This window comes from Streptomyces spiralis (assembly GCF_014654675.1).
GTDB classification, from domain to species: Bacteria; Actinomycetota; Actinomycetes; order Streptomycetales; family Streptomycetaceae; genus Streptomyces; species Streptomyces spiralis.
The window spans coordinates 812-14,053 of the sequence record NZ_BNBC01000050.1 but is presented as its reverse complement, the minus strand read 5'-3'; the positions used below and the strand labels follow the sequence as shown (position 1 = coordinate 14,053).

8 protein-coding genes are annotated in these 13,242 nt (G+C 72.4%); 5 read left to right on the top strand and 3 right to left on the bottom strand.

What is annotated here, in order from left to right; genetic code table 11:
- Positions 1–125: 125 nt before the first annotated feature.
- The gene (locus IE318_RS35840) at positions 126–1,187 is read right to left on the bottom strand and encodes a PucR family transcriptional regulator (protein ID WP_229903976.1); all 1,062 of its coding nucleotides are present in this window, start codon (positions 1,185–1,187) and stop codon (positions 126–128) included.
- Between the two features lie 207 nt (positions 1,188–1,394).
- Between IE318_RS35840 and IE318_RS35835 the strand changes: the two genes are divergently transcribed.
- Positions 1,395–2,849: a glyceraldehyde-3-phosphate dehydrogenase gene (locus IE318_RS35835; protein ID WP_189907085.1), complete on the top strand. Its 1,455-nt coding sequence runs from the start codon at positions 1,395–1,397 to the stop codon at positions 2,847–2,849.
- 80 nt (positions 2,850–2,929) lie between these two features.
- On the opposite strand, the gene IE318_RS35830 is transcribed toward IE318_RS35835, so the two are convergent.
- On the bottom strand, positions 2,930–3,385 hold the full coding sequence (locus tag IE318_RS35830; protein WP_189907083.1) for a hypothetical protein: 456 nt from the start codon (positions 3,383–3,385) through the stop codon (positions 2,930–2,932).
- 218 nt (positions 3,386–3,603) lie between these two features.
- Between IE318_RS35830 and IE318_RS35825 the strand changes: the two genes are divergently transcribed.
- From IE318_RS35825 to IE318_RS35810, 4 genes are all read left to right on the top strand, one after another.
- The gene (locus IE318_RS35825; protein ID WP_189907081.1) at positions 3,604–4,080 is read left to right on the top strand and encodes a GNAT family N-acetyltransferase; all 477 of its coding nucleotides are present in this window, start codon (positions 3,604–3,606) and stop codon (positions 4,078–4,080) included.
- Between the two features lie 107 nt (positions 4,081–4,187).
- The gene (locus IE318_RS35820; protein ID WP_189907079.1) at positions 4,188–6,722 is read left to right on the top strand and encodes a SpoIIE family protein phosphatase; all 2,535 of its coding nucleotides are present in this window, start codon (positions 4,188–4,190) and stop codon (positions 6,720–6,722) included.
- Positions 6,723–6,732: 10 nt separating this feature from the next.
- A complete protein-coding gene (locus tag IE318_RS35815) occupies positions 6,733–9,513 on the top strand; it encodes a SpoIIE family protein phosphatase (protein WP_189907077.1) in 2,781 nt (926 codons plus the stop codon).
- Between the two features lie 275 nt (positions 9,514–9,788).
- Positions 9,789–11,123 (top strand): lipase family protein, encoded by a 1,335-nt coding sequence (locus IE318_RS35810; RefSeq protein ID WP_189907075.1) that lies wholly within the window; start codon positions 9,789–9,791, stop codon positions 11,121–11,123.
- A gap of 69 nt (positions 11,124–11,192) precedes the next feature.
- On the opposite strand, the gene IE318_RS35805 is transcribed toward IE318_RS35810, so the two are convergent.
- Entirely contained in the window at positions 11,193–13,037 is a 1,845-nt protein-coding gene (locus IE318_RS35805; RefSeq protein ID WP_189907073.1) for a phospholipase C, read from the bottom strand.
- Positions 13,038–13,242 lie beyond the last annotated feature (205 nt).

The following is a 13,242-nucleotide window of genomic DNA, read 5'->3' as shown; positions in this document are numbered from 1 at the left end:
GTCCGTCCCCGCACCAGACTCACACGCCGCACCCGGGGCCGCCTCTTGTGCGGGGCGGTGGGGTGAACGGTGCCGGTGCCGGTGCCGGTGCCGGTGGCAGTGCCGGTGGCGCCGGGCCCGGTGGGTCACACGTCGGCCTCGGGCCAGCCGAGGAGGCGGGCGCCGATCACCGCCGTCTGGAGGGTGTACCGGTGCACGGGGTCCGCCGGGTCGGCGCCGGTGAGCTTGTGGATGCGTTCCAGGCGGTAGGTGAAGGCGCGGATGCTCAGACCGAGGCGGCGCGCCGCCTCGGCGGCCGTGCAGCCGGCGTCGAAGTACGCGGTGAGGGTGTCCAGGAGCGGCCGGGCGCCGCCCCGCGCGCCGCGCAGCGGTCCCAGGGTGTCGCGGACGAGGTCGGCCATCGCCTGACGGTCACGGGTCAGGACCGGGTAGACGAGGAGCTCCGCGGCGCGCAGCACCGGCTCGTGGAGGTCGAGGCGGCCGGCGAGTTCGAGGGCGTTGAGGGCCTCTTCGTAGGAGTGGACCACTCCCCCGGCGCCCGAGTGGGGGCGTCCGATGGCGACCCGGCCTCCGTCGGTGGCCGCGTAGGCGTGCTTGGCGAAGAAGGCGAGGACGTCGTCCTGGTCGCCCGGGGCGACGCAGACCAGCCGCCCGTCCTTGGTCGTGAGCAGGATGCGGCGCTCCCCGAAGCGGCCGAGCAGGGCGGTCTCCACGCGCCGGGTGGCCGGGTGGGTGTCGTCCACGGGTTGCCGGCCCTCGGCGACGGCCACCGCGTGGGCGCGGGAGAAGAGCAGTCCGTAGCGTTCGGCGCGTTCGGCCAGCCGCCCGAGGTCGCTGCGGCCGTAGAGGAGGTCGTCGATGAACTCCCGGCGGTCGGCCTCCTCCTGGCGCATGGCCAGCCGCTGCGCCCGCTCGTGGCCCTCGGCGAAGGCATCGATGGCCTGTTCGACGGCGGCCAGGACGCGTTCGACCCCGGCGGCGGCCAGTGCGGGCGAGAACGCCCGGGCCTCGGCGAGGTGGCGGCGGACCAGGGTCCGCAGTTCGTGTCCGGCCTCCGCCGCCCGTTTCCCCTGGGCCCGCAGGGACTCCAGTTCGTCCCGGGTCAGCCGGCGGCCGGTGACGCAGACATCGGCCAGGATCCGGGTGTAGGCCTCCAGAAACTCCCCAGGCACCTCTGGCCGTGTCACGGGCCCCTCCCCCACCTCTTGCTCGGTCGTTGGCGCTTTCTTAACGCACGGTGGACGAGGGTGACAAACCTTTGGCACCGATGACCGTTCCGGCCCGTTTTGCACCCACGACATAGCACCCGAAGGGGACTTCGGCGACCGCCGCTTGGGTGATCAACATGTCATGTGGTTAACATATGAGCGCCGCCTAGCTCGAAAGATAGATCTGTGACTGTCAACGACGACTCGTTCACCAACTGGAAGAACCGCGAGGAAATCGCGGAGTCGATGATCCCGATGATCGGGAAGCTCCACCGGGAGCGGGACGTGACCGTTCTGCTGCACAGCCGCTCCCTGGTGAACAAGTCGGTGGTGAGCATCCTCAAGACCCACCGCTTCGCCCGCCAGATCGCCGGTGAGGAGCTCTCGGTCACCGAGACGCTCCCCTTCGTGCGGGCCCTGACCACGCTGGACCTCGGGCCGTCGCAGATCGACATCGGCATGCTGGCCGCGACGTACCGGAGCGACGACCGCGGCCTGTCGGTGGAGCAGTTCACCGCCGAGGCCGTCGCCGGCGCCACGGGCGAGGGCAAGATCGAGCGCGGTGAGGGACGCGACGTCGTCCTCTACGGCTTCGGCCGCATCGGCCGCCTCGTCGCCCGCCTGCTCATCGAGAAGGCCGGCTCCGGCAACGGCCTGCGGCTGCGCGCGATCGTGGTGCGCGGGGGCGGTCAGCGGGCCGCAGACGACATCGTCAAGCGCGCCTCGCTGCTGCGCCGCGACTCCATCCACGGCCAGTTCCAGGGCACGATCACCGTCGACGAGGCCACCAGCACGATCGTCGCCAACGGCAACGCGATCAAGGTCATCTACGCCGACGACCCGACGCAGGTGGACTACACGGCGTACGGCATCAAGGACGCCATCCTCATCGACAACACCGGCAAGTGGCGTGACCGCGAGGGCCTGTCCAAGCACCTGCGCCCGGGCATCGACAAGGTCGTCCTGACCGCGCCCGGCAAGGGCGACGTCCCGAACATCGTGCACGGCGTCAACCACGACACCGTCAAGCCGGACGAGCGGATCCTGTCCTGCGCCTCCTGCACCACCAACGCGATCGTGCCGCCGCTGAAGGCGATGGACGACGAGTACGGCGTGCTGCGCGGCCACGTGGAGACCGTCCACTCGTTCACCAACGACCAGAACCTGCTGGACAACTACCACAAGTCCGAGCGCCGCGGCCGGTCCGCGCCGCTGAACATGGTCATCACCGAGACCGGCGCGGCCTCCGCCGTCGCCAAGGCGCTGCCCGACCTCAAGGCGAGGATCACCGGCAGCTCGATCCGCGTCCCGGTGCCGGACGTCTCGATCGCCATCCTCAACCTGCAGCTGGCCCGTGAGACCACCCGCGAGGACGTCCTCGACTACCTCCGCGGCGTCTCGCTGACCTCGCCGCTCAAGCGCCAGATCGACTTCATCACGGCGCCCGACGCGGTCTCCAGCGACTTCATCGGCTCGCGCCACGCCTCGATCGTCGACGCAGGCGCCACCAAGGTCGAGGGCGACAACGCCATCCTCTACCTCTGGTACGACAACGAGTTCGGCTACTCCTGCCAGGTCATCCGGGTCGTCCAGTACGTCTCCGGGGTGGAGTACCCGACCTACCCGGCGCCCGCGGCCTGACACCCGACGGCGTTCCCCCCGTTCCGTCACCGGCGGGGCGACGGCTCGAAGCCGCCGCCCCGCCCGCGCGCGTCACGGGTTCAGCCGACGTGGATCCTGCCCTGCTCGACCACGAAGTGCTGCGGCTGGGAGCAGCCGATGGACGGCGTGACCAGCAGGCTCACATCGACCGGCGCGGGCTCGGCGGCGGAGGTCGAGAACCGGCAGACGGCGCCCCTTCCGGTGAGCGGATACCAGAACCAGCCGTCCACGGCACCCACCGTCGCACGGTCCGACTCCTTCCAGGCGCCGCCGTCGGTGCGCGTGTAGACCTGAAGGCGCACCGAGGCGGCGTACCGGTCGCCCGCGGAACGCACCGCGGTCAGGGTGAACTTGTAGTCGCCGCCGAGGACCGAGGAGGCGATCTGCCGTGTCTGCGGCGCGGCGGCCGGGGCCGCGCTCGAGGAGCCGGCGGCACCGGCCCCGAGGACGGCCGCCGTAACGAGCGCGAGCGCCGCGGCCGGGCCACGGCGGGTGAGAGTGCGCGTCACACTCATCTTCTTCCCCCTGGAAGTGCGGTCGGATTGCCGGGGAACGTCCGGTTCTTCCCCTTCGGTGGAGAAGACACCCCGACCGGTCGAGGGGTTGTACGGCCGCGTTCACGCACACCCGGACGGACGAGACCACTCGCACCGGACGGACGGCGTCACGCACACCGGAAGGCGCCCGCGGACCCGGCCGGTGCCCTCCGATCGCGGTGTGTGAGACTGCGCCCATGATCCGCGCCGCGACCTCCGCAGACGTCCCCGTCATCCACACCCTGATCCGCGAACTCGCCGAGTACGAGAAGGCGCCCGACGAGGCGCGGGCGACGCCGGAGCAGCTCGCGGAGGCGCTGTTCGGACAGCGCCCGGCGGCCTACGCGCATGTCGCGGAGGGCCCGGACGGCGAGGTCGTGGGCTTCGCCCTGTGGTTCCTCAACTTCTCCACCTGGCGGGGTGTGCACGGCATCTACCTGGAGGACCTGTACGTCCGCCCCGAGGCCCGCGGCGGCGGCCACGGCCGGGCCCTGCTGACGGAGCTGGCCCGCATCTGCGTGGCGCGCGGCTACGAGCGTCTGGAGTGGTCGGTCCTGAACTGGAACCGTCCGGCGATCGACTTCTACGAGGCGATGGGCGCCCGTCCGCAGGACGAGTGGACGGTCTACCGGCTCACGGACGAGGCGCTGGCCGCGCTGGGCCGGCAGGCGTAGCGGGCCCGTTCCGGCCGCGAGTCCGCCCCGAGCCGCTCCGGGCGCGGGACCCGGTCCCCGATGGGAAAATGTCCCTGGGGGTCCTGCCCGTGGATGGGGATGAAGGCATGGGCGTCAGCGGCGTGGCGAGCAGTGCGGGTCCGGGCGATCCGTTCGACATCGCCTCCACGGCCGTGGCGGTGATAGACGCCGAGGGACTGATCGTCCACTGGAGCCGGGGAGCCGAGGAGCTCATCGGCCACCCTGCCCGTGCTGTACTGGGCCGTCCCGCGGGATCCCTGCTGGTGTACGGCGACCCGGCCGCCGTACCGGAGTTCCTGCGGGGCATCGACCGCGCCTGGGCCGGAGTGATCACCGTCCGCCACCGCTCGGACGGAGCCGTGCGGCTGGCCGTGCGGGTGTGCCGGCTCAGCGGTGCGGGCGGCACCGGTGCGCCCGACGGCAGCGACTGGCTCGTCCTCGGATGCGACGCGGTGCGACGGCGCCGGCACGAGATGTACGAGGCGGTGGCGCGCGCCCTGCTGGATCAGTCGCCGCTCGGGGTCGCGGTGCTGGACACCCAGCTGCGCTACCGGTGGGCCAACCGCGCGCTGGCCGGCATGGACGACACCGCCGCCGAAGCCGCCGGGGCCCCGTACACCGGGGAAGGCGCCGGATCCGCGGGGACCGCGGCGGCCGAGGGGGGCGCCCGCGACGAGAACACCCTGCGGGCCCTGGTCGCCACGGCGAGGGAGTCCTCCGTGGTGACCCGGCAGGCGAGGCAGGTGCTGCTCTCCGGTCAGTGCCAGGTGACCCTCGAACACACCCCGCCCCGCCACGCGGCGGCGGACACAGGGGGGCAGGGGCGTTCCAGGCTGCGTTCCTTCTTCCCGCTGCGGGACGGCGCGGGCCGCACGCTGGGCATCTGCTACGCCGCTCTCGACCTGACCGGACAGGACCCGGCACGCGAGCGGCTGGCGCTGCTGAACGCGGCCACCGATCACATCGGGACCACCCTGGACCTCGACCGCACGGTGCAGGAGCTGGCCGAGGTTCTCGTCCCGCAGGTCGCCGACTTCGCGGCCATCGACCTCCTCGACGCCGTCCACGCGACGAAGACCCCGGACGCCGGGGCGCCGAGCGACGCGGACACACTGCGGCGCGCGGTCCATCGCTCCATCAAGGAGGACCAGCCGGAGGTGATCGTCCGGGTCGGCGAGCCCACCCGGTACCCGGACCTGTCTCCGCAGAGGCGGTGTCTGGCCACCGGAAAGCCCCTGCGGGAGATCGTCGGCACCTGGACGCCCTGGCTCGCCCACGACGCCCAGCGCTGGGAGAAGATGTTCCGGCTCGGTGTGCACACGCATCTGGTCGTCCCACTGCGGGCCCGCGGCACCACGATGGGCGTGGTCACGCTGCTGCGCTGGAAGAACCCCGATCCGTTCGACGAGGACGATCTGCTCCTGGTCGAGGACCTGGTGGGGCGGGCCGCCATGTGCGTGGACAACGCCCGGCGCTTCGCCCGCGAGCACCAGGCGGCGCTCACCCTGCAGACGAGCCTGCTGCCGCTCGCCCTGCCCGAGCACACCGCCGTCGAGGTGGCCTACCGCTATCTGCCGGCCGACGCGGAGTCGGGGGTGGGCGGGGACTGGTTCGACGTCATCCCGCTCTCCGGTGCCAGGGTCGCGCTGGTGGTGGGCGACGTGGTCGGCCACGGGCTCCATGCGGCGGCCAGCATGGGGCGGCTGCGGGCCGCCGTGCAGACCCTGGCCGACCTGGATCTGCCTCCGGACGAGGTGCTGGCACGCGTCGACGACCTGGTCGTACGCCTGTCCGACGAAGCGGAGGCGGCCGCCCAGGAGCCGATGGTGATCGGGGCGACCTGCGTGTACGCGGTGTACGACCCGATCGCTCGCAAGATCGTCGTGGCTCGCGCCGGGCACCCGAGCCCCGCGATCGCCCATCTGACCGAACCCGTGGAGTTCCCCGACATCCCCGCGGGGCCGCCGCTCGGACTGGGCGGCCTGCCGTTCGAGTCGGCCGAGGTGGCCGTGGAGGAGGGCAGCGTCATCGCCCTCTACACGGACGGGCTGATCGAGGCGTCGGACCGGGACGTGGACGTCGGGATGGAGCGCCTGTGCTTCACCCTCGCCCACCCGGACCGCCCCCTGGAGGAGATCTGCGACATCATGGTCCGCACCCTGCTGCCGGACCGGCCGCGGGACGACGTGGCCTTCCTCATCGCCCGCACCCATGTGCTCAGCGCCGACCGCGTGGCCTCCTGGGAGGTGCCCACCGACCCCTCGGCCGTGCGTGTGGCCCGGGAGAACGTCACCGGGCAGCTGTCGCGGTGGGGGCTGGACGACATGGTCTTCACCACGGAACTGATCGTCAGCGAGCTGCTCACCAACGCCATCCGGCACGCGTGCGGCCCGATCGGGCTGCGTCTCATCCATGAGCGCACCCTGATCTGCGAGGTCTCCGACGCGAGCAACACCTCCCCGCACATGAGGCGGGCGCTCGGCACGGACGAGGGCGGACGGGGCCTGTTCCTGGTCGCCCAGGTCGCCCAGCGCTGGGGCACCCGGTACACCAGCTCGGGCAAGACGATCTGGGCGGAGCAGCAGCTTCCCAGGTCGCCCCTGCGTCAAGCGCGGTGTTAGAACTGGGAACATGATCGGACGCACCCGCCGATCCCGGTCGAAAGCGGCACCGCCGCCGGGCGGTCGGCGGTCCGCTGATCCGTCCCGTCGCCTGTGGCGGTTCCCCGGACGCCGCCTGTCGCCGTCCTGGAGCCTGCGCACGCTCGCTGCGCAGGTGTTCCTGCTCCAGGTCATCGTGGTCCTGGTGCTCATCGCGGCGGCCGCGGCCGCACTCGTGCTGCAGGGGCGCTACGACGGTGAGAACAGTGCCAGGGAGCGGTCACTGGCCGTCGCGGAGGCGTTCGCGCACGCGCCCGGCACGGCGACGGCGCTCCAGTCGTCCGATCCGACGAGGGCGCTGCAGCCGTCGGTCATGCACGCGCAGGCCGGGTCCGGCGTCGACTTCATCTCCGTGCTGGACCCGCGGGGCGTGCGGCTCGCCGACACGCAGCCGCAGCTGATCGGCACCACGGCGCAGGACATCGGCCGGGCCGCCATGGGCGAGACGTTCACCGACACCTTCCGCGGCAAGCCGTCCGACGCCGTGCGGGCGGTGGTGCCCGTGATGGACGCGAGCCGGCGCGTGGTCGGCGTGGTCACGGCCGGGATCAAGATCGAGAACGTGGGGCATCTGCTGGACCAGCAGGTGCCGATGGTGCTGGGTTCGGCGGCCCTCGCCCTGGCGCTGGCCACCGGGGGCACCGCCCTCGTCAGCAGGCGGCTGCGTCGCCAGACCCACGGGCTCGGCCCGGCCGAGATGACCCGGATGTACGAGCACCACGACGCCGTGCTGCACGCGGTGCGCGAGGGTGTGCTGATCGTGGGTGCCGACGGCCGGCTGCTGCTCGCCAACGACGAGGCGCACCGGCTGCTGGGCCTGCCGCCGGACGCCGGCCGGCGGCATGTCACGGAGCTGGGGCTGGGCGAGGAGATGACGCGGCTGCTGGTGTCGGGCGAGGCCGCCTCCGACGTGGTGTGCCCGGCCGGCGACCGGCTGCTGGCGGTCAACACGCGGCGCACCGCGCCGTACGGCGGCGCGCAGGGCCTGGTGGCCAGCTTCCGGGACACCACGGAGTTGCAGGCCCTGTCCGGCCGGGCCGAGATGGCGCGGGGGCGCCTGACTCTGCTGTACGAGGCCGGGGTGCGGATCGGCAGGACGCTGGACGTGCCGCGCACCGCGCAGGAGCTCGCCGAGGTGGCGGTCCCGCGGATGGCGGACGTCGTCACCGTGGAGCTCCTGGACGCCGTGCTGCACGGCGAGGAGCCCACGGGTGCCGTGAACCGGATGCGCCGCACCGCGCTGCACGGGTCGCTTCCGGGCGATCCGCTGCAACCGGTCGGAGACTCGATCCAGTTCGTGGTGGCGGACACGCCGATGGTGGCGGCGCTGCGCCGCGGCAAGGCCGTGCTGGTGCCGGACCTCGAGACCGCCCGGGACTGGCGGGCGCAGGATCCGGAGGGCGCGCGCCGGGTGCTGGCCGCCGGCATCCATTCGCTGATCACGGTGCCGCTGCGGGCGCGGGGTGTGGTGCTCGGCATGGTCAACTTCTGGCGGGTGGCCGGGGCGGCCCGGTTCGACGACGAGGACGTCGCGGTGGCCGAGGAGCTGGTGGCCCGCGCGGCCGTCGCGATCGACAACGCGCGCCGCTACTCCCGCGAGCACGAGATGGCCGTGACCCTGCAGCGCAGCCTGCTGCCCCGGGACCTTCCGGAGCAGGACGCTCTGGAGGTGGCGTGGCGCTATCTGCCGGCGCAGTCGGGTGTGGGCGGCGACTGGTTCGACGTGATCCCGCTGCCGGGGTTCCGGGTGGCGCTCGTGGTCGGGGACGTGGTGGGTCACGGGCTGCACGCGGCGGTGACGATGGGCCGGCTGCGGACGGCCGTGCTGAACTTCTCCTCGCTGGACCTGCCCGCGGAGGAGCTGCTGGGCCATCTCGACGAGATGGTGACCCGTCTGGACACCCAGGCCGATGCGGCGGACGGCGAGGGGTCGCGGGTCACCGGAGCGACCTGCCTGTACGCCATCTACGACCCGGTGGGCGGACGCTGCACCGTCTCCCGGGCCGGGCATGTGGCCCCGGCCGTGGTGGACCCCTCGGGCCGCGTGACCTTCCCGGATCTGCCCCTGTCGCCGCCGCTGGGGGTGGGCGGGCATCCGTTCGAGGCGGGCGAGCTGGACCTGTCGGAGGGCAGCCGGCTGGTGCTGTTCACGGACGGTCTGGTCGAGGACCGCGGACGGGACATCGACGAGGGGCTGCGGATCCTCGGAGCGGCCGTCGCCCATCCGGACCGGTCGCCGGAGGAGACGTGCCGGGCCCTGATGGAGACGATGCTGCCGCAGCACCCCAGCGACGACGTCGCCCTGCTCGTGGCCCGGACCCGGCTGCTGGACCCGTCCCAGGTGGCGGTCTGGGACGTGCCCTTCGAGGCCGGCGCGGTCTCCCGGGTGCGGACGGAGGTGAGCCGCCGGCTGGTGGACTGGGAGCTGGAGGAGGTGTCCTTCGCCACCGAGCTGATCCTCAGCGAGCTCCTCACCAACGCGATCCGCTACGGCGCGCCGCCGGTGCGGGTCAGGATCCTGCTGGGCCGCACCCTGGTCTGCGAGGTCTCGGACGGCAGCAACACCTCTCCCCGGCTGCGGCGCGCGGCGACCACCGACGAGGGCGGCCGCGGGCTGTTCCTGGTCTCCCAGTTCGCGGACCGGTGGGGCACCCGCTATGTGGCGCACGGCAAGGTGATCTGGGCGGAGCAGACCCTGGGCCGGGCCCCGGAGCCGGACATGACCCTGCTGATCGACGAAATGGCCTGGTGAGCGGCGGGCGTTCGGGCCCCGCTCCGACGCCCTGTCACGGAAATCGCCCCCTTATTGGACGCTGAGTCAAATTACTGAACCGTAACCTACCGGCCGGTACCGGCGGTAACAGCCGGTGGGTACGGTCTCGTCAGCTCACTCCCCACCCGCGTGAGGAAGCCGGCGGACGACCGTGCCGCCTCACGCCGTCCTGCCCTCGTGCCCGGACCGGGCGACGTCCGCCGTCCCGGCACGAGGCGGTCTCTCCTGCTCGGCCGCATCCCAGGAGGTTCCCCATGCCCGCGCGCAGACATCTGCTCGCCGCAGCGGTCACCGCTGCCTCGTGCCTCGGCGTCCAGGCCCTTGCCGCCACCCCTGCCACCGCGGCCACGGCGTCCGCACCCGTGGTGTCCCGGGGTGTCACCATCCCGGCGTTCTACACCCCGCCCGCCGAACTGCCGGGCGCCGACGGCACCCTGATCCGCAGCGAGCCGCTCCCGCTCGCCCTCAGCCTGCCCGGCATGAACGGGCCCCTCCCGGGCCGGGCCACCCGGGTGATGTACAAGTCGACCGACGCCGGCGGCCGGCCGGTCGCCGTCACCGGCGCCTACATCGAACCGGCGGCGCACTGGCCGGGCGCCGGTGCGCGCCCCCTGGTCGTCGTCGCTCCCGGCACCATGGGCCAGGGCGACCAGTGCGCGGCCTCCATGGCCCTGGAGCACCCGGTGTCCTTCAACGGCCGGACGGTGTCGGTCGGTTACGAGGACCTGTCGGTCTACCGGCTGCTCTCCAGAGGTGCCGCCGTCGTGGTCACCGACTACGTCGGCCTGGGGGCCACCGACCGGCTGCACACCTACGTCGACCGGGTCGACGAGGCCCACGCCGTCCTCGACGCGGCCCGCGCCGGCCGTGAAGTGCGGGGCGCCTCGGTCACCGCGGCCTCGCCCGTCGGGCTCTTCGGCTACAGCCAGGGCGGCGGCGCCACCGCGGCCGCCGCCGAACTCCAGCCCTCCTACGCCCCCGACGTGGCCCTCGCGGGCACCTACGCCGGTGCGCCGCCCGCCGACCTGACCGAGGTCACCAAGGCCATCGACGGCAGTGAACTGGCCGGCGCCATCGGCTGGTCCCTCAACGGCTTCCTCCAGACCGACCCGGACCTGCGGCCGATCGCCGACGCGCACCTCAACGCCGCCGGCAAGGCCGCTCTGAAGGACCTGTCGACCATGTGCGTGGGCGACGCGATCCTCCACTACGGCTACGCCAGGAGCACGCGGTGGACGACCGACGGGCGGTCCGTCAGCGACATCATCCGCTCCACGCCCGCCCTCCGGGACTTCCTCGACACCCAGCGCATCGGCAGGCTGAAGCCGGCCGGTCCGGTGCGGCTGGCCACCGGCACCAGCGACAACCTCGTCCCGCACGCCCAGGCCCGGCAGCTCGCCGTCGACTGGTGCCGCAAGGGCGCCGACGTCACCTACCAGCCGGTCGTCCTGCCGAACGTCATCAGCCCCCTGCTCAACCACTTCGCGCCCCTGCTCGCCGACCAGGGCGCGGCGGTCTCCTGGCTGACCGACCGCCTCGCCGGCAAGCCGGCCCAGGCCAACTGCGCAACACTGCCGGTCCGGGCCTGACTCAGAACCTTGCACGCGGCAGGGTCCGCGCCGTCACCGACGGCGCGGCCCCTGTCCGTCGGGAGGATCTCAGGCCGTGCCCCGGTTCCTGCGACGCCGGGAGAGGTACGTGCCCGTGGCGCCGGCGGCCAGCAGGGCGCCCGCGGCGATGCCGATCGGCACGGCCGGGAAGGAGGAGGCATCGGTCGTCGCGGCCGTGTTCTGCAGGGCCGGGCCGGGGGTGATGGAGGTGGCGACCGGCGCCACGTCACGGATCGGGCCCACGGACCGCACCGAGCCGTCGGCGTTCAGCAGCACCTGCTTGCAGTTGGGGTGGCGGAAGTCGAACATCCCCGTGATCGTGCCCGCGGCGGCGTCGAAGGAGTGGTCGCCGATGCGCCCGGTGTGCCAGTTGTCCTCGATGAAGCGGAGGACCGACGTCTGGTCGGTCTGCGTGTGGTCGACCTTGTCGACCTTGCTGTACGGCGAGATCACCAGCAGCGGCTGCCGGGTGCCGGGGCCGCAGCGGTCCTGGTAGCCGCCGGACGCCCGGGGGCCGGCCTGGCAGGCGGGGCTGTCGGTGGCCTTGCCGTTGGAGCCGAGCGCGGTGTCGGTGGAGCCGTTGCGCGGTGCGACGTACGCGTGGTCGTACCAGCCGTCGGAGTCGTCGTAGGCGATGACGACGGCGGTGGACCTCCACTGCGGCGAACTCTGGATCGCGTTGATCTGCTCGACGAGGAAGTGCTGCTCGTCGATCGGGTCGGAGTATCCGGCGTGGCCGTCCTGGTAGGAGGGCGCCTTGACGAAGCTGACGGACGGCAGCTTGCCCGCCTTCAGCGCGGCGGAGAAGTCGGTCAGGTCGTAGTTGTGGTTGGCCTGGCCGTCGTGGCCGATCTCGGCGACATCCTTGGGCGGCAGGTGGTGCGGGTTGGCCGTCGACTTGTAGTAGGCGAACGGGTTGTGGTGCGGGCTGTAGTCGACGACCTGGGCGCCGCCGACGTTGGCGTGCGCGGTGTCGCACCGGGCGTACTCGCCCTGGTTGCCGCTCCACGCGGTGGAGGGGCGGAAGCCGCCCTGGAACCAACCCCAGCTGACCTGGCGGTCGTTGAGCAGGTCGCCGATGTTGCGGCCCGTCATCACGCCCAGGGCGTTGCTGCTGGTGTGGTTCTTGCCGGAGCAGTCGTCGAAGGCGGGGTCCGGGTCGTTGATCATCGTGCCCACGCCGTTGGCGTCGGGCGACTTGACGGTGTAGGGGTCGGGCGTGGAGGTCTGCCGGGGGTTCTCCGTGCCGGAGGCCGGGTCGACCGAGATGATCCCGTGCGTCTGGCCGGAGACCAGGTTGATGGCGCCGGGGGTGGACGGCCCGTAGGTGGAGCTGTAGGAACGGTCGCTCAGGGCGTAGTGCTGGGCGTAGTTCCACATCGCGGTGACGGTGTTGCCGTCGTAGTAGTCCATGACCAGGCCGGGCTCGCCGAACAGGCCGCCGCTGCACTTGTCGACCTCGGTGTTCTGCACGAACCGGTCGGCTTCGCCGCCGTTGTAGGCGTACTGCTCGGGCCCGTAGGAGTGGTTCTGGTCGCAGGTCACGGCCTGGGCCGGACCGAGCCGCCGGGGCGCGTACTGGTTGGGGTTCTCCTCCAGCAGCCCGGCGTGGGCGAGGGTGTCGATGTCCCTGGGGGTCCTCTTCGACGCCGTGAACCGCGTGCCGTCGGTGTTGGCGGCCTTCGGGTACGTGGCGAAGTAGTGGTCGAAGGAGATGTTCTCGTCGAAGAGGACGACCACGTGCTTGATGGGCGTGGCCGTCGATCCGTGGCCGTGGTGGCCGGTGGGAGCGGCGGCCCGGCCGGGGGCGGCCGCTCCCAGGACGGTGAGAGCCGCGGCGCCGGCCAGCGCCCCGAGGCTCCGTATCGTTGCTCGTCTTCCCCTGCTGGCCATGCGGCTTCACCTTCCGGGCAGGATCGTCTGTGCGTCGTACGGCCTGGGACGCCCCGCCGGACGGGCGGCGCGGTGGCGGAGCCATGATGGCGCGGGAGTGAACACCGGGTCAGGGAAGCCGGGCCAACTTTTGACCGTGTATTGACCAATCGGTCGAACGGACTCCTCGCAAAGGACGCAAAGGAGTGAAAAGCCCGAGGACGCC